The sequence below is a fragment of the Bartonella sp. WD16.2 genome (assembly GCF_002022505.1).
GTDB lineage: Bacteria > Pseudomonadota > Alphaproteobacteria > Rhizobiales > Rhizobiaceae > Bartonella.
In genome coordinates this window covers 1,603,261-1,621,302 of sequence record NZ_CP019781.1, presented here as the reverse complement: position 1 = coordinate 1,621,302, position 18,042 = coordinate 1,603,261, and the positions used below count along the sequence as shown (strand labels likewise).

Genomic DNA, 18,042 nt, shown 5'->3' with positions numbered 1-18,042 from the left:
TAGTTTGATATGGAAAAAACAAATGCAACTATATGATGTTATCATTGTTGGAGGAGGTCATGCTGGCTGTGAAGCTGCTTCAGCTTCAGCACGTGTTGGAGCGCGGACAGCACTTGTTACGTGTCAAATATCAGAAATTGGTACAATGTCATGTAACCCTGCTATTGGCGGACTTGGAAAAGGACATCTTGTTCGTGAAATAGATGCTTTGGGTGGTTTAATGGGGCAGGCTGCAGATGCTGCTGGAATACAATTTCGACTTCTTAATCGACGTAAAGGACCAGCTGTTAGAGGACCACGTACACAAGCTGATCGACAATTATATAAAAAAGCAATTCAAGAATTTCTGCAAAAGCAAAAAAATTTAACATTCATTGAAGATGAAACAATTGATCTAATTGTTGAAAATGGCCGTATTTCAGGTGTTTGTTTAAAAAAACAAGGGAATATTTTTTCTAAAGCTGTGGTTTTAACGACAGGTACATTTCTGCGTGGTCTTATTCATATTGGCAATAAAACGTGGCATGCCGGTCGTATGGGTGAACAATCAAGTGTACAACTTGCCGAGCGCTTGAAAGAATATGATATAAATCTTGGACGATTAAAAACAGGAACTCCTCCTCGTCTTAGTAAAAAGACAATTCGTTGGGAATCACTTCCTAAACAACAAGCTGATGAATATCCGGTACCTTTTTCTTTTTTAACAGAAAAAATAGAACAACCTCAGATTGAATGTGCAATCACACGTACAAATACACAAACACATCAAATTATTCGTGAAAATATACATCAGTCTGCTTTATATTCTGGAGCTATTGAAGGACTGGGGCCGCGTTATTGTCCTTCAATTGAGGATAAAATTATTAAATTTGGTGAACGGGATGGACATCAAATTTTCTTAGAACCAGAAGGATTAGATAGTGATCTTATCTATCCAAATGGTATTTCTACTTCTCTTCCTGAAAATATACAAATTTCTTTCTTGAAGACTATTGAAGGTTTGGAAAATGTAACGGTTTTACAACCAGGTTATGCTATTGAATACGATTTTGTTGATCCTAAACAACTGACCAGAACCTTAGAATTAAAATCTTTACCAGGATTATTTTTAGCAGGTCAGATTAATGGTACAACAGGATATGAAGAAGCTGCAGCACAGGGACTTTTGGCAGGGCTCAATGCTGCCCGTCAAGTAGGTGGTTTAAAGGAAATTATTTTAAGCCGTTCGATAGCTTATATTGGAGTCATGGTTGATGATTTAGTTTCACGTGGGGTTTGTGAGCCTTATCGAATGTTTACATCACGAGCAGAATTTCGTTTATCTTTACGCGCTGATAATGCTGATGCTCGTTTAACTCCTTTAGCACAACAATGGGATATTATTAGTGATACTCGATGGAACTTCTATCAACATAAACAAAAATGTCTTGATCAAGCACGATCAATTTGTCAAAAACTCTTTTTAACTCCCAATGAAGCATCTGCTCATGGATTACATATAAATCATGATGGAATTCGGCGCTCAGCTTATGATCTTTTGGCTTATCCTGGTATGAGTATAGCACGTCTTTCATCTTTTTGGCCACAATTACAATCAATCGATGCTAAAACCGTTGAAGCTCTAGAAATTGAAGCACAATATGCAGTTTATTTAGAAAGACAAGCACAAGATATTGCTGTTCTTCAACGAGATGAACGTTTAGAAATTCCTACTTCCCTTGACATTCAAGCAATTTCTGGTCTTTCAAATGAATTAAAAACAAAAATTCAACAAGCATCACCGCGCTCAATTGCTGATGCACAAAAAATTGATGGTATGACACCGGCAGCATTATCATTAATTATTACATCTATTCAGCGTCAAAGACGTGAAAAGGCAAAATCAGCTTAATGACTTTCTTGATAGAACAAAAATATCAGGATCTCTTAAACATAATTCCTTCTGTTTCACGTGAAACGGTAGAAAATTTAATGAGATTCGAATCTCTTGTGATTCAATGGAATAAACGCATTAATTTAATATCTTCTGCAACAGTACCAGTTTTATGGACGCGTCATATTTTAGATTCTGCACAGATTTATCCTTTACATAATCAGTGTTTGCATTGGTGCGATTTCGGATCAGGAGGAGGTTTTCCCGCAATTGTTATTGCTATTTTTCTTAAAAGTAAAAAAGGAGGACATATTGATTTGGTTGAAAGTAATGGAAAAAAAGTAGCTTTTTTACGAACAGTCATTGCTCATCTGGATCTTCCAGCAACAGTTCACCATTGTAGAATTGAAAATATATATCAGAAAATAAACAAACCAGAGGTTATAACTGCAAGAGGTTTAGCTTCATTGGATGTTCTTTTACAACTTTTATCTCCTTTTTTAACACAAAAAACGATTGCTCTTTTTCAAAAAGGTCGGGATTATATGACAGAAATAAAAAATGCCTCTGCCAATTGGCGTTTTGATCTGCTAAAACATCAAAGTAAAATTGATACAAGCTCTGTTATCTTAGAAATTTCTCATGTTCGATCATGTAAAGGGTAAAGTAAAATGAGCGAAACACGAATTATCGCTATTGCAAATCAAAAAGGTGGTGTAGGTAAGACAACAACAGCTATTAATCTTGCAACAGCTTTGGCAGCTATAGGTGAAAATATTCTTATTATGGATATTGATCCACAAGGTAATGCAAGTACAGGACTGGGAATTGATCGTAATAGTCGTCCTTTATCCTCTTATGATGTTTTAATTTCCGGAATCCCTGTGGTAGATGCTGCTTTAAAAACAGTTGTGCCTAATTTGCATATTGTACCTTCTACACTCGATCTTTTAGGTGTTGAAATGGAAATTGCTTCATCGCAAGATCGTATTCAACGGTTACGCAAAGCTCTGTGTGATGATCAGATAGTGGCTCAAAAATTCAGTTATATTTTGATTGATTGTCCTCCTTCACTTAATCTTTTAACATTAAATGCTATGGGGCGGCAGATTCTGTTTTGGTACCAATGCAGTGCGAATTTTTAGCGCTTGAAGGTTTAAGTCAATTGCTTGAAACGGTAAAACAAGTACGGTATGCTCTAAATCCATCTCTAGAAATTCAAGGTATTGTTTTAACAATGTATGATGGACGTAATAACCTTTCAAATCAAGTTGTTGAAGATGTACGCTCTTTTATGGGAGAGAAGGTTTATCGTACTGTTATTCCACGTAATGTACGTGTTTCTGAAGCTCCTTCTTTTGGTAAACCAGCGTTGCTTTATGATCTTAAATGTGCTGGCAGTCAGGCTTATTTACGATTGGCAACAGAAATTATTCAACGTGAAAAACAAGCAAAAACTGCTGCTTAAAAAGTGTGAGAAAAGTAATTTATTGTGAAGTTAGTTCAAAGAGTAAAATCATGAATGATGATCAATCAAAAAAAAGACTAGGTCGTGGATTAGCAGCATTGATAGGGGATGTCAATTTAAATAGTGATTCTGCACATCTATTAAATCCTGCGAGATTTACAATGAAGTCAAATATGGATTCTATTATTTCTGAACAGCTAGTATCCATTGAACTCATTTCACGTAATCTCAATAATCCACGACGTCACTTTACAGATTTAGAACTTGAAAATTTAGCTCAATCAATTCGCCAACATGGTATTGTTCAACCTGTTCTTGTAAGGCCTTCACCTCATCATCCTGGTCGGTTCGAATTAATCGCTGGTGAACGGCGGTGGCGTGCTGCACAACGAGCAAATTTAAATCAATTGCCCGTTATTATTCGCGATGTAGACGATAAGACAGCTTTGGAATTAGCTATTATTGAGAATATTCAACGTGCTGATCTCAATCCTATTGAAGAAGCAATGGGATATGAAATGTTGCTCAATGAACATGGTTATACTCAGGCAGATTTGGCACAAGTTATTGGAAAAAGCCGAAGTTATGTTGCAAATACTCTTCGTTTGTTAAAACTTCCACCAGAAGTACAGAAATTTTTGATTGATGGCCAACTTTCAGCTGGTCATGCACGCTGCCTCATTACTGTTAGCAATCCACAAAATTTAGCTGAAAAAATTATTCGTGAAGGACTCTCTGTACGTCAGGCAGAAGTGCTTACAAATGAACAGGCAAATCCTAAAATTAAAAAACGAACTTTAGTGGAAAAAGATACGGAAACAAAATCTTTGGAAAAATTGTTGACGGATATGATCGGAATGAAAGTACTCATTCGACACGGTAAAGAAGGTGGTGATTTAAAAATACATTATTCTTCATTAGAGGAATTAGATGATATTTGTCGACGTCTACAAAGTTAATCAGTAGTCCATAAAAGGGCACGAATTCGGTTGATATGTTTTTGACCAAATTCCAGATTGCTTTGAGATAAAGTAATTTTTTCATCAAAATTATCATTGTCTTCAAGTGCTGATATTACAGCTAATGTTGCTTGAAGTGCCATAAAACCAATAACATAATCTTTTGGTGTAATATTATTTTTTTCTAAAACACCAGCTAATTTAGGCCGACTAGATACAGAAGCAATAAGCCCTTCAATACTGTTATCATTTCCAGTACCAGGTGCATCTGGTTCTATGGGTAATTTCGCAACTTCTATTTTAATTTGTTCCATTTTTACAAGGAAATCTTCTGTTAAAGGGTAATTTGTAACGATATTTGAGGGAAGGATAGGTATTAAAACAGAATGATAATCTGTTTCATTTGTTATTGTTTTTTGGGCATATGTTGCAAAAGGAAAGAGTAAAATAAAAAACACATATAATGCAAATTTCAACATGGTTAAAATATTCCCTTCTTTTACAAGTTTTAGCAAAAACTTTCTTTATTTGCTTTTTTGTTGGCAGGATTTTTCTACAAAGCACTATCATCCAAATAATGAAAAGAATTTATAATTTTTCTTGTTCTAAAATTATTAGTAAAATCATAACATTTTGCATTGTAACGAAAAGATTTCTTTCACTCTTTGATTATAAGTATGGCTCAGTAATTAATAGAAAAGGAGCGTTAGTTTTGATATGTGATTACAATAAGAAAATGTTTTATCAAAAAAACTGACAGGTCTTTCTTTAAATTCTAGTATTTAAAACTGACGCTTTTTAGGAAAAATAGATACTAATAAACTATACTATAGTTTTTTTTGCTTCAGAAAATCAAGTTAAGCTATATTTTTTTTATGAATAAATGAGTAAGCTCATCAAAAATTTTTCCTATAAATAAATTGCTCGATTAACATAAGCAACATAAGTTCTTTTTATAAATTAATACTGGGAAAAAGTTTTATAAAGCCATTCATAATAATAGATATACTTTACTAAGAATTAGATTGGTCCTTTTTTATCAAAGGATTCGTTGAATGTTTCATAATAATAGTTACTTGTGATAACATAAATATGACTGTTATAGACATAACACCAAATACTTTGAAACTAGCCCAAAAATTATCACTAAAGTTACGCCAAATTACTTCATTTAGAATAGCAAGAAAAACGAAAAAAAATGCCCACCGATAAGTCAGTTTTTGCCATCCTATATCGTTCATTTTAAGAGTAGAATCAAAAGCATAACGCAATAGTGATTTTTTGAACAATAGGCCACCCAAAAGAATAAGCGCAAATAAGCTATTGATGATTGTGGGCTTCATTTTGATAAAAGTATCATTATGAAGCCAAAGAGTTAAAAATCCAAAAACCAGAACAAATATCCCTGAGATAAGTGGCATTATGGGAACTTTGCGCATAATGAACCATGATAAACTCAAAGCAATAATAATCGCTATCATAAAAACAGCAGTTGCAGGAAAAATAGGTTTGTTAAAGCTTTTAAAAAGCCCAATATTATTAATCAGCCATTGCCCTTTATAATTAGCAAGAAAAAAAACAACCAATGGACCCATTTCTAAGAGAAGTTTTAGTGTTGGTGAACAAGATATTTCTTGACTGTTATTGGTATTTTTCAAATTTGGGTTATTGGATGAACTGGATTTAGAATGTTTCATGAAGATTTTCCTACAATAGCTTTAGAAAAATCAGAGGCAGAAAAAGGTTCAAGATCCTCAATCTTTTCTCCGATACCGATAAAATAAACGGGTAATTTATATTTATTTGCAATGGCAACTAGAATTCCTCCTCGCGCAGTACCATCAAGTTTTGTCATAACTAAACCATTAACACCAGCAACATTGTGAAAAATATCCACTTGATTGAGTGCATTTTGCCCAGTTGTTGCATCAAGTGTTTGAAGGACTGTGTGGGGTGCTTGAGGATTATGTTTCTTTAAGACACGGATAATCTTTGCTAATTCATCCATTAATTCGCTTTTATTTTGTAAGCGTCCAGCTGTGTCGATGATCAAAACATCACTCTTTTCCTTTTTGGCTTTTTCATAAGCATCAAAAGCTAAACTAGCGGCATCTGCACCAAGTTTGGTTGAAATGACGTTAGCTCCTGTACGTTCACCCCAAATATGTAATTGTTCAATGGCTGCAGCGCGAAATGTATCACCAGCAGCCAACGTAATTTTCAATCCACCTTCTGCTAATTTGGCGGCTAATTTTCCAATAGTTGTTGTTTTTCCTGTTCCATTGACACCTACCAGCAAAATAACATGAGGTTTATGACTGAGATCAAGTTCCAGCGGGATCGCAACAGGTTCAAGAACTTTTTTGATTTCATCAGCCATGATAGTATACAGATCGTCTGGAGATAAGCCCTTCTCGTAACGACTGGATGCTAAGGTGTCAGTAATACGTATGGCAGTTTCCACACCAAGATCCGCTTGGATAAGAATATTTTCTAATTCTTGCAATGTGTTTTCATCAAGTTTCTTTTTAATAAAAAATGCACCAAGAGAGTCACTTAATTGCTGCGAAGAAAGAGATAACCCTTTTTTAAGACGCTCAAACCATACCACCTCTTTTTGTTCAATAGATAAGGGAGGTAAGTGTTCTTCAATTTTCTTTTCTTTAATTGTGTCAGCGACAATCACTTTTCCAGAAAGTGGTTCAAAAGATGAAGATTTTTCACTATTCTGTGTCAGTGTTTCTCTTAGTTTTTCTCTTTCAATATTGGTATTTTCAGATGTAGAGGTGTGATTGTTTTTTGTGGTTTGTTCAGCTGGATCAGCTGTATAAGTTTCATAAGGGACAGGAGCTTGTTTTTGCTTGATAGTTTGCTTTTTAGGTTTACGGAAAGAGAATATTTTTTTGATAAAAGATTGTGTCATAAGAGCTTTCCTATTCAAGCTGCATTCCATTTAGTGTGTTCAGCAATTAATTTATTACCATCATGACCAACAATAAGAGCTTTAATGATTGTTCCGGCTTTAGTACCTTTGATATGTGTGAGTGTGTAATCTTCAGTTCGTCCAATCTCATCTTTTTCAACAAGGATTGTTTGTTGAGTATTTTTTAAATGAGCAAGATGTTTTTGATAGGCTTTTTTTCCTGCATTACGAAGCTTTTCTGCACGAATTTTTATTATTTCACGATTAACTTGAGGCATACGAGAAGCAGGTGTCCCTTCTCTTGGGCTAAAGGGAAAGACGTGAAGATGTGTTAAATTACACTCATCAATCAAAGTTAAACTATTTTTAAACATTTCTTCCGTTTCGGTTGGAAAACCAGCAATGAGATCGGCACCATAAACCATTGTAGGACGTTTAGCACGTAAGTCTTGACAAAACTGGATTGCATTTTCACGCAAATGTCGCCGTTTCATTCGTTTTAGAATCATATTACTGCCAGCTTGTAAAGATAAATGCAGATACGGCATTATTCTTTTTTCACAGGCTAGGAGATCGATTAATTCTTGATCTATTTCAATAGAATCAATTGATGAAAGACGCAGTCGTGGTAAATCAGGTACATGATGTAAAATGGCTGAAACTAATTTTCCTAATGAGGCTTTTCCTGGCAAATCGGCGCCATAACTTGTAAGATCAACGCCTGTGAGGACTACTTCTTGGACGCCGTTTGCTATGAGTTGTTTAATTTGTTCAATGATAGTACCCATAGGAACTGAACGTGATGGTCCACGGCTATAAGGAATAATGCAAAATGTACAGCGATGATCGCATCCATTTTGCACTTGTACAAAAACACGTGTACGCCCTTCTATTGCACCAACTAGGTGTGGAGCAATCTTACGCACTTCCATAATATCATTAACACGCAATTTTTCATTGTTATTTATGCCAAAATCAGGAAATTGACGATAAGAATGGGTATTAAGTTTTTCTTCATTCCCTAAAACAAGATCCACTTCTGTCATAAGAGCAAAATTTTGTGCTTCTGTTTGAGCTGCGCATCCTGTAACAACAATATGAGCATGAGGATTTTCACGTTTAGCTTTCCGAATAGCTTGTTTGGCTTGTCGCACTGCTTCAGCAGTGACAGCACAAGTGTTAAAGATAATGGCATCATTTTTGAGCTTATTAAGACCAGCAAAAGCACTTTTTTCACGGATGATTTCTGATTCATAGCTATTAAGTCGACAACCAAATGTTACAATTTTTATAGCCATCAGGAATAATCCTTTTCATAAGCCCCTGTTAAGGGATCAAAAAGACCATTGAATTCATATTCTACTTGGCCTGTCATGACAATATGGTTATCTTTTCGATAATGAATGGCCAGTGTTCCTCCTGGTAGGTTTACATCAATATGGCGTTCAGTTAATCCACGTCGGTTTGCGGCTACAGCACTAGCACAAGCAGCACTCCCACATGCCTTTGTTAATCCAGCTCCCCGTTCCCAGGTGCGTAAAGTTAGACTTTTTTGTGATGTTACAAAAGCAATAGAAATATTACATCGTTCTGGAAAAAGTGGATCATGTTCGAGCTTTGGTCCATATTTTTCTAATGGAATAGATTGAATATTTTGATCAACGAAAAAAATAGCATGCAGATTTCCGAGAGATACAAGACAGGCATCCTGTAGGAGGCCAGCAGTTATTTCTACGTGATTAGTATCGGCTATTTCGCGTGAAACAGGCATGTCTTTTGCATTAAGATGTGGACACCCCATATCAACGCAAATAAGACCATTACTTTGGCGTTCACCTTCAACAATTCCGGCAGGTGTTTCTAATCGAAAGCTTTTATTAAGGGTATGCTTTGAAAGCCACTCGATAACACAACGTGTACCATTACCACAAGCTTTTGCCATTGAACCATCAGCGTTCCATATTTCGATGCGAAAGTCAGTATCATTTTGAATTGGTGAATGAATAGCCATAATTTGATCAAAATGTGTTTGAGGATCTACAGCTAAGGTAAGGATTGCTTGTGGTGTGATATTATGCATGCTTTCACGCATATCAGCAACAATGATTTGATTTCCAAGACCATTCATTTTGCTGAAAGGTATCTTCATAAGATTTCTCTATTTTGAGTGGTAAATGATAAGCACAATAGGGCAATATATGACCGAAAATCTTTCAGATTACTAGTGTTTATTCGAGATAAAACTAAATAGAAAGAGGCATTATCATTCGATAATTGACAATTTTCATTGTACTTTCATGTTTTTTGCTTTTATTTCACGAGTTTTTTTTATTTATTAATTTATCTTAATATAATTGGTACATATAATTGGCACATGTAAAAGTACTTTCACATCTTTTGAGTACGTTTATTATTATTTATGGGAGGTTATTATTATGGGAAGGAGTAAAATATGATCTTTTCAAGAATTTCAGCTTTCGTTGCACTATCAGCTATAACTATTTTAAGCGGTTGTTCAACATCCCGATTTGGGAATAGTAATGGTGGCAACACACGAGAAGTTGTTTATCCTGTTCAGCAGATGTCAGAATCTGTAACAGCATCTGATCTTCCAGAACTTGAAATATCTGTTTCTTCAATGAATGAAAGTGAATATCCTAGTAATGAAGTACAAGAAGCGAGTATTGAGCTACCAAGTAATACTGTTGATTTATTTCCTGCTAGTATTGCCGGCGTGTGGAACTTGTCTGTAAACGGTAAGGTTTGCCGAATTGCAACTCCACAAACAAAATTTGGTCAAGGATACCGTGCTGGTCCTTTACTTTGTCCAAAAGTATTTTCCGGAGTTAAATCATGGGCTGTCAAGGGAAAAAGATTGTATTTCTATGATGGTTCAGGATACGCTGTAGCTGCTTTTTATTCCACCAGTGGAAATTATTTTGAGGGGCGTACATTTGATAACCAGCTAGTTTTTTTAAGCCGTTGATAAAAAAGAAATATTATTCATAAATATATGTGTGAATTTTTCTTTTATTGAAAATAATTTGCAAAGGGGATGCTTGGATGGTTTTAGTTTCGACGCGCTATGAAAGTTTAGTTTCCAAAGGAGAAATTAATTCGGATCCAGCTCAATTAACTTTAATAAAATATTTTGATTGTTTACTGCAAGAAATTTCAGCACAAAATACTTTTCAGTTTTGGGCATTCTGGCGTCGCTTTAAAAGAAAAAAACAACCCTGTTTACGTGTTTCAGAACAAAATGGTAATCACGGTCGTATTCGGGGTCTATATATCTATGGTGAAGTAGGGCGCGGCAAAACCATGTTGATGGATTTGTTTTTCTCTTGTTTACCGCAAGGCAGCAAAAAACGCGCCCATTTTAATGATTTTATGACTGATGTGCATGAACGTATAAAGATACATCGTCAGATGTTTAAAGGTACAAAAACTAAACAAGATGATCCTATTTTAGCTGTTGCAAAAAATCTTGCACAAGAAACATGCGTGCTTTGTTTTGATGAGTTTAGTGTAACAGATATTGCAGACGCTATGATACTCTACCGCCTTATTACCGCTTTATTTAATCATGGGGTTATTTTTGTTGCTACTTCAAATGTTGCTCCTGACGATCTTTATCATAATGGTTTGAATCGAGAGCTTTTTTTGCCTTTTATTCAAATTTTAAAGACCCATGTTAATGTTGTTAATCTTGATGCGAAAACAGATTATCGTCTTGAAAAGTCAAATTTACACCATGTGTATGTAACACCGTTAGGGCCTGCAGCGGATGCAAGCATGGATCAGGCATGGGCGTTAGTGCTACAGGGTCAAAAAGAAGTGTCTGATACTTTATCTATAAAGGGGCGCTTTATTCATATTGCACGTTCTGGTGCAGGGTGTGTACGTTTTGATTATCGAGACTTGTGTGCAAAACCTTTGGCAGCGGCTGAGTATTTAGCGTTAGGAGAGCGTTATCATACAATTTTTATTGATAATGTTCCGGTGATGGATGATACACATCGCAATGAAACAAAACGATTTATTTTACTTATTGATACCCTTTATGAACGTCATATAAGATTATTTATGTCGATGGCAGTAGGGCTTGAAGATTTATATCAAGGGCACTGGCAAACAACAGAAACATTTGAATTTCAAAGAATACAATCACGTCTTTTTGAAATGCAAAGCCAAGATTATTTAGATGTTTGGAAAAAACAGTTTTTGGATAAAAAAGAATGATTATTACTTTGTCTTTACGTAAACTATAAAAGGTACTAGCTCTTTGAATTTAAAAGTATTGTAATAATCTATTGTATTTTTTTAAGATTCATCTTATCGATAAAATACAATAAATTTCTAATTTTCGATTTATGGAGGGATTTTATGTTAATGAAGAGATAAATGTGATTAATTTCACACTTTCCCATTTTTGATAAATTTAGGGGAAATATTCAATATTGTTGGCGCTGAGAATTTTGCGTTTGGTTATCTGATAAAAATTGAGAAAGAAAAATGGCACGAAAGAAAATAGCTCTTATTGGCTCCGGTATGATTGGGGGTACTTTAGCACATATGATTGGGCTTAAAGAACTTGGTGATGCCGTCTTATTTGATATTATGGAAGGAATGCCGCAAGGTAAAGCTCTCGATATAGCTGAATCCTCACCGGTTGATGGTTTTGATGTTGATTTAACAGGTTCTAATGCTTATGAGGCAATTGAAGGAGCTGACGTTATTATCGTAACTGCAGGTGTTGCGCGCAAACCTGGTATGAGTCGTGATGACCTTTTGGGAATTAATCTAAAAGTTATGGAACAGGTTGGTGCAGGAATTAAAAAATATGCACCCTCAGCGTTTGTTATTTGTATTACGAATCCTCTTGATGTGATGGTTTGGGCATTACAAAAATTTTCAGGTCTTCCAGTACAAAAAGTTGTTGGTATGGCCGGTGTTCTTGATTCGGCACGTTTTCGTTATTTCTTATCTGAAGAATTTAACGTTTCTGTTAAAGATGTAACGGCGTTTGTTTTAGGAGGGCATGGTGATTCGATGGTGCCTTTAGTGCGCTATTCGACTGTTGGTGGTATTCCTTTGCCTGATCTTGTCAAGATGGGTTGGACAACCCAAGAAAAGCTTGATCAAATTGTTCAACGTACACGTGATGGCGGTGCAGAAATTGTAAGTTTGTTAAAAACAGGTTCTGCTTTTTATGCACCGGCTTCTTCTGCCGTCTCTATGGCTGAAGCTTATTTGAAAGATACTAAGCGTGTTGTTCCTGTTGCTGCTTATCTTTCAGGTGAGTATGGCATCAAAGGTATGTATGTCGGTGTTCCTGTTGTTATTGGCGCTGGTGGTGTTGAACGAATAATTGAAATTGATCTTAATAGAGATGAAAAAGATGCTTTCGAAAAGTCAGTTGATGCAGTGCAAAAGCTTTGTGAGACCTGCGTTTCTATTGCACCTAATCTTAAAAAATAAAACTCAATTCTACACTTAAAATAAGGAGTTTTAAGTGTTTGAGGATTAATTTAGTGATCCATAAAAGAAAAGGGAAAACGAATGAATATTCATGAGTATCAAGCTAAACGTATACTTCACGAATATGGTGCACCAATTGCAAACGGTGTAGCTGTTTATTCTGTAGAACAAGCTGAAAAGTGGGCGAAAAAATTACCAGGACCACTCTATGTAGTAAAAAGTCAAATTCATGCTGGAGGTCGTGGTAAGGGGAAGTTTAAAGAGCTTGGTCCTGACGCAAAGGGTGGTGTTCGGCTTGCACAATCGGTTGAAGAAGTTGTTGCTAATGTAAAAGAAATGCTTGGTAAAACTTTGGTAACCAAACAAACGGGTGCAGAAGGTAAGCAAGTTAACCGCCTTTATATTGAAGATGGTGCTGATATTGAACGAGAGCTTTACCTTTCACTTTTAGTTGATCGTACAGTTGGTCGGGTTGTTTTTGTCGTGTCAACAGAAGGGGGCATGGACATTGAAACGGTTGCTGAAGAAACACCGGGAAAGATACTGACTCTTCCTATTGATTGTGCAAAGGGTGTTACTTCTGTAGATTGTATGAAGCTTTGTGATGCATTAGATTTACATAATAGTGCGCGTGAAGATGGCGAAAAACTCTTTCCTATTCTTTATAAAGCTTTTTGTGAAAAGGATATGAGTCTTCTTGAAATTAACCCGCTTATTGTCATGAAAGATGGTCATTTGCGTGTTCTTGATGCGAAAGTTTCTTTTGATAATAACGCTTTGTTTCGTCATCCAGATATTTTAGAATTACGTGATATTTCAGAAGAAGATCCAAAAGAGATCGAAGCATCAAAACATGATCTTGCTTATATCGCTCTTGATGGTACGATTGGCTGCATGGTAAATGGTGCGGGTCTTGCTATGGCAACAATGGATATCATTAAGCTTTATGGAGCTGAACCAGCTAATTTTCTTGATGTTGGTGGTGGCGCTTCAAAAGAAAAGGTTACTTCTGCTTTTAAAATTATTACCGCTGATCCGAATGTTAAAGGTATTTTAGTCAATATTTTTGGTGGAATTATGCGTTGTGATGTTATTGCTGAAGGTGTTGTTGCTGCTGTTAAGGATGTTGGTTTAAAAGTTCCTTTAGTTGTTCGTCTTGAAGGTACCAATGTTGAGCGCGGTAAGGAAATTATCAATAATAGTGGTTTGAATGTTATTTCTGCTGATGATTTAGATGATGCTGCTCAAAAAATTGTTACAGCCGTGAAGGAAGCTTAAGTTATGTCGATTCTTGTCAATAAAAATACAAAAGTTTTAATTCAAGGGCTTACAGGGAAAACGGGAACGTTTCACACAGAACAGGCACTTGCTTATCATGGTACGCAAATGGTTGGCGGTATTAACCCTAAAAAAGGGGGTGAAATGTGGGAGGGGTCAAAAGGAGAAACTCTCCCTATTTTTGCCAGTGTTGCAGAAGGTAAAGAAAAAACAGGTGCTAATGCTTCTGTTATTTATGTGCCCCCTGCAGGGGCTGCAGCAGCTGTTATAGAGGCTATAGAGGCTGAAATCGGTTTAATTGTCTGTATTACAGAAGGTATACCGGTTATGGATATGGTTGAGGTTAAGGCTAAATTAGAACAATCACAATCACGCTTAATTGGTCCTAATTGCCCAGGTATTCTCACGCCTAATGAATGTAAGATTGGTATTATGCCTGGTTCTATTTTTAAGAAGGGTTCTGTTGGTATTGTTTCGCGGTCGGGAACTTTAACCTATGAAGCAGTGTTTCAAACAAGTCGTGAAGATCTTGGGCAAACAACTGCTATTGGTATTGGAGGTGACCCTGTTAAGGGAACTGAATTTATTGATGTATTGGAAATGTTCTTAGCTGATGATGAAACAGAGTCTATTGTTATGATCGGAGAAATTGGTGGTTCCGCTGAAGAAGAAGCGGCACAATTTATCAAAGACGAAGCCAAAAAAGGTCGTAAAAAACCGATGGTTGGTTTTATTGCTGGTCGTACAGCTCCTCCAGGGCGTACAATGGGGCATGCTGGTGCGGTAATTTCCGGTGGTAAAGGTGGTGCAGAAGATAAGATTTCTGCAATGGAGTCTGCTGGAATTCGAGTTTCTCCTTCACCGTCACAAATTGGTAAAACTTTGGTTTCAGTTTTGAAGGGATAAAAGAAGATTTTATCTGGGTGGGTTTTTGTGCTCATTCAGATAAAATAAAAAGTAAAAACTTTTTTACAATGTCCCGACTCTTCGTTAAAAGTAATGCGGGTATATTAAGGAGACGGAACAAAATGTTCCGGGAAAATATATGACAAGGCAGAATGAGATAAATGGTCTTTTTGCGCAAACGTCGTTTCTGTATGGTGGAAATGCAGATTATATAGATCAGCTTTATGCCGAATACGAAAAAAATCCTACTAATGTGGATGAACAGTGGCGTACTTTTTTTGAAAGTTTTCAGGACAATAAAGAGGATGTTCTTAAAAATGCTGAAGGAGCAACTTGGCAACGCGACCATTGGCCTTTAAAAGCAAGTGGAGAACTGGTTTGTGCTTTAGATGGTGATTGGTCTTCTCTTGAAAAGCATTTAGGTGATAAGTTAAAAGAAAAAGCCGCTGTGCAAAAAGGGGCGGCTTCTAGCAAACAAGATATTGTTCAGTCAACTCGAGATTCCATTCAGGCACTTATGATGATTCGTGCTTATCGAACACATGGGCATCTTCGTGCACGGCTTGATCCGCTCCAATTAGCAGAAAAACCTGAGGATTATAAAGAACTATCTCCAGAAACTTATGGTTTTAGTTCTGCAGATTATGAACGCCCGATTTTTATTGATAATGTGTTAGGGTTAGAATACGCAACCATTCCACAAATGCTTGAAATTCTTAACCGTATTTATTGTTCAACAGTTGGTGTAGAATATATGCATATTTCTGATCCTACTCAAAAAGCGTGGATTCAAGAGCGTATTGAGGGATCAGATAAACAGACTGTTTTCACACAGGAAGATAAAAAAACTATTCTCAACAAGCTTATAGAAGCAGAAGGTTTTGAACAGTTTTTGGATACAAAATATAAAGGTGCAAAGCGTTTTGGTCTTGATGGTGGTGAGGCACTTATTCCTGCTCTTGAACAAATTATTAAGTGTGGAAATGCTTTAGGTGTACAGGAGATTCTTGTTGGAATGGCTCATCGTGGCCGTTTAAATGTTCTTTCACAGGTTTTGGCAAAGCCGCACCGCGCTATTTTTCATGAATTTAAAGGTGGTTCTTATAAGCCTGATGATGTAGCAGGGTCGGGTGATGTAAAATATCACCTAGGGGCTTCGGCTAACCGTGAAGTTAATGGTCAAAAGGTTCATTTATCGCTTTTGCCTAACCCATCTCATCTTGAAATTATTGATCCAGTTGTTATTGGGAAAGCGCGTGCTAAACAAGATCAACTTATTGGTCCTACACGTGCTGACGTTATTCCATTACGTGAGCGTTCAAAAGTAATGCCTGTGTTAATTCATGGTGATGCAGCTTTTGCAGGGCAAGGAGTTCTTCAGGAAACTTTTGGTCTTTCAGGTTTAAAAGGTTATAGTGTTGCGGGCTCTATCCATATAATTGTCAATAATCAGATTGGATTTACAACTAATCCACGCTTTTCACGCTCTTCATCTTATTCATCAGATATTGCAAAGATGATTGGTGTACCAATTTTTCATGTAAATGGTGATGATCCTGAAGCGGTTGTTTTTGCAGCAAAGATAGCGACAGAGTTCCGTCAAACTTTTCATAAGCCGGTGGTGATTGATATGTTCTGTTATCGCCGTTATGGACATAATGAAGGTGATGAGCCTTCTTTTACGCAACCTCTTATGTATAAGGCGATTCGTAATCACAAAACGACAGTTCAACTTTATAGTGACCAGTTGGTAACACAAGGAGTTGTTGATTCAGAAGAAATTGAGCGACAAAAGAAAGAATGGCGCGATAAACTTGAAGTTGAGTTTGAAGCAGGTGCTTCTTATAAACCTGATAAAGCAGATTGGCTCGATGGAAGTTGGTCAGGCTTGAAAGCTGCCGGTGATTCTGAAGAACAGTGTTGTGGTGCAACAGGCGTTGAGTTGAAAACTTTAAAGAAAATTGGGCAAAAACTTGTCGAAATTCCATCAGATTTTCATGCTCATAAAACTGTTCAGCGTTTTTTAAACAATCGCGCTAAAATGTTTGAGACCGGTGAAGGGATTGATTGGGCAACGGCTGAGGCTTTGGCTTTTGGTTCACTTTGTTTGGAGGGAACACCAATTCGCCTTTCTGGTGAAGATGTTGAGCGTGGGACCTTTTCGCAACGTCATTCAGTTCTTTATGACCAAGAAAATGAAACACGTTATATTCCTTTAAACAATTTACAAAAAGAGCAAGCTATTTATGAAGTTGTAAATTCCATGCTCTCTGAGGAAGCAGTTCTTGGTTTTGAGTATGGATATTCACTTGCTGAACCACGTGGTTTAACGCTTTGGGAAGCACAATTTGGTGATTTCGCTAATGGCGCACAGGTCATTTTTGATCAATTTATTTCATCTGCAGAACATAAATGGCTTCGTATGTCTGGTCTTGTCTGTTTGTTACCTCATGGCTTTGAAGGTCAAGGACCAGAGCACTCTTCGGCACGTTTGGAGCGTTATCTTCAACTTTGTGCGGAAGATAATATGCAGGTTGCTAATTGTACAACTCCTGCAAATTATTTTCACATTTTACGTAGGCAGATTAAACGCGATTTCCGGAAACCATTGATTTTGATGACGCCTAAATCACTTTTGCGTCATAAGCGAGCAGTTTCTTCTTTGAGTGAAATGGGGCCAAAAACAAGTTTCCACCATTTGTTGCTTGATGATGCGCAATGTCTTAAAGATTCTGTGATTAAATTACAGAAAGATAATAAGATCCGCCGTGTTGTTCTTTGTACAGGTAAGGTTTATTATGATCTTTATGAGGAGCGTGAAAAAAGGGGAATTGATAATATTTATTTGCTTCGCGTTGAGCAGCTTTATCCTTTTCCAGCGAAAGCGTTAATGGATGTGCTATCACGCTTTTTACAAGCTGAGATTGTTTGGTGCCAAGAAGAGCCCAAGAATATGGGAGCATGGTCGTTTATTGAGCCTTATTTAGAAGGGGTTTTAACTCATATTAATGCAAAATATTCACGTGCGCGTTATACTGGGCGCCCTGCAAGTGCATCGCCAGCTGCTGGATTAATGTCTAAACATCTTGAACAACTTGCCGCGTTTCTTGAAGACGCGTTGGGTTCTTAACTTAATTATTACTCTGACGTATGG

At 36.6% G+C, this 18,042-nt stretch carries 14 protein-coding genes and 1 pseudogene; 10 read left to right on the top strand and 5 right to left on the bottom strand.

From position 1 onward, the window contains the following. The first annotated feature begins 22 nt into the window (after positions 1-22). From mnmG to BWD162_RS07105, 4 genes and pseudogenes are all read left to right on the top strand, one after another. The gene (mnmG, locus tag BWD162_RS07120) at positions 23-1,891 is read left to right on the top strand and encodes a tRNA uridine-5-carboxymethylaminomethyl(34) synthesis enzyme MnmG (protein WP_078706011.1); all 1,869 of its coding nucleotides are present in this window, start codon (positions 23-25) and stop codon (positions 1,889-1,891) included. Beyond that, complete coding sequence (gene rsmG / locus BWD162_RS07115) at positions 1,891-2,538, top strand: 16S rRNA (guanine(527)-N(7))-methyltransferase RsmG (protein ID WP_078706010.1); 648 nt, start codon at positions 1,891-1,893, stop codon at positions 2,536-2,538. The genes mnmG and rsmG overlap by 1 nt, the downstream gene beginning before the upstream one ends. A gap of 6 nt (positions 2,539-2,544) precedes the next feature. Then, positions 2,545-3,341, top strand: a pseudogene (locus BWD162_RS07110) (ParA family protein). A 50-nt stretch (positions 3,342-3,391) separates the two neighbouring features. Then, the gene (locus BWD162_RS07105) at positions 3,392-4,300 is read left to right on the top strand and encodes a ParB/RepB/Spo0J family partition protein (RefSeq protein WP_078706009.1); all 909 of its coding nucleotides are present in this window, start codon (positions 3,392-3,394) and stop codon (positions 4,298-4,300) included. Here BWD162_RS07105 and BWD162_RS07100 read toward each other — a convergent pair. The 5 genes from BWD162_RS07100 to dapF all read right to left on the bottom strand — a co-directional run bounded on the left by BWD162_RS07100 (position 4,297) and on the right by dapF (position 9,372). Then, positions 4,297-4,815 carry a hypothetical protein gene (locus tag BWD162_RS07100; RefSeq protein WP_236824114.1) on the bottom strand — a complete coding sequence of 173 codons (519 nt, stop codon included), beginning with the start codon at positions 4,813-4,815 and terminating at the stop codon, positions 4,297-4,299. The genes BWD162_RS07105 and BWD162_RS07100 overlap by 4 nt on opposite strands. Positions 4,816-5,313: 498 nt before the next feature. Beyond that, positions 5,314-5,997, bottom strand: coding sequence for a septation protein A (locus BWD162_RS07095; RefSeq protein ID WP_078706008.1), 684 nt, complete (start codon positions 5,995-5,997; stop codon positions 5,314-5,316). Further along, positions 5,994-7,223 (bottom strand): signal recognition particle-docking protein FtsY, encoded by a 1,230-nt coding sequence (ftsY, locus tag BWD162_RS07090; RefSeq protein WP_078706175.1) that lies wholly within the window; start codon positions 7,221-7,223, stop codon positions 5,994-5,996. Before ftsY ends, BWD162_RS07095 begins: the two co-directional genes overlap by 4 nt. A gap of 14 nt (positions 7,224-7,237) precedes the next feature. Beyond that, positions 7,238-8,521, bottom strand: coding sequence for a tRNA (N(6)-L-threonylcarbamoyladenosine(37)-C(2))-methylthiotransferase MtaB (mtaB, locus tag BWD162_RS07085; RefSeq protein ID WP_078706007.1), 1,284 nt, complete (start codon positions 8,519-8,521; stop codon positions 7,238-7,240). After that, entirely contained in the window at positions 8,521-9,372 is an 852-nt protein-coding gene (gene dapF / locus BWD162_RS07080) for a diaminopimelate epimerase (protein ID WP_078706006.1), read from the bottom strand. Before dapF ends, mtaB begins: the two co-directional genes overlap by 1 nt. A gap of 303 nt (positions 9,373-9,675) precedes the next feature. On the opposite strand from dapF, the gene BWD162_RS07075 reads away from it, so the two are divergent. The 6 genes from BWD162_RS07075 to BWD162_RS07050 all read left to right on the top strand — a co-directional run bounded on the left by BWD162_RS07075 (position 9,676) and on the right by BWD162_RS07050 (position 18,018). Further along, positions 9,676-10,209 carry an AprI/Inh family metalloprotease inhibitor gene (locus BWD162_RS07075; RefSeq protein ID WP_078706005.1) on the top strand — a complete coding sequence of 178 codons (534 nt, stop codon included), beginning with the start codon at positions 9,676-9,678 and terminating at the stop codon, positions 10,207-10,209. Between the two features lie 77 nt (positions 10,210-10,286). Then, positions 10,287-11,465 carry a cell division protein ZapE gene (gene zapE, locus BWD162_RS07070; RefSeq protein ID WP_078706004.1) on the top strand — a complete coding sequence of 393 codons (1,179 nt, stop codon included), beginning with the start codon at positions 10,287-10,289 and terminating at the stop codon, positions 11,463-11,465. 273 nt (positions 11,466-11,738) lie between these two features. Beyond that, a complete protein-coding gene (gene mdh / locus BWD162_RS07065) occupies positions 11,739-12,704 on the top strand; it encodes a malate dehydrogenase (protein ID WP_078706003.1) in 966 nt (321 codons plus the stop codon). An 81-nt stretch (positions 12,705-12,785) separates the two neighbouring features. Beyond that, positions 12,786-13,982 carry an ADP-forming succinate--CoA ligase subunit beta gene (gene sucC, locus BWD162_RS07060; RefSeq protein WP_078706002.1) on the top strand — a complete coding sequence of 399 codons (1,197 nt, stop codon included), beginning with the start codon at positions 12,786-12,788 and terminating at the stop codon, positions 13,980-13,982. 3 nt (positions 13,983-13,985) lie between these two features. After that, on the top strand, positions 13,986-14,888 hold the full coding sequence (sucD, locus tag BWD162_RS07055; RefSeq protein ID WP_078706001.1) for a succinate--CoA ligase subunit alpha: 903 nt from the start codon (positions 13,986-13,988) through the stop codon (positions 14,886-14,888). A gap of 139 nt (positions 14,889-15,027) precedes the next feature. Further along, positions 15,028-18,018: a 2-oxoglutarate dehydrogenase E1 component gene (locus BWD162_RS07050; protein WP_078706000.1), complete on the top strand. Its 2,991-nt coding sequence runs from the start codon at positions 15,028-15,030 to the stop codon at positions 18,016-18,018. Positions 18,019-18,042: the final 24 nt, after the last annotated feature.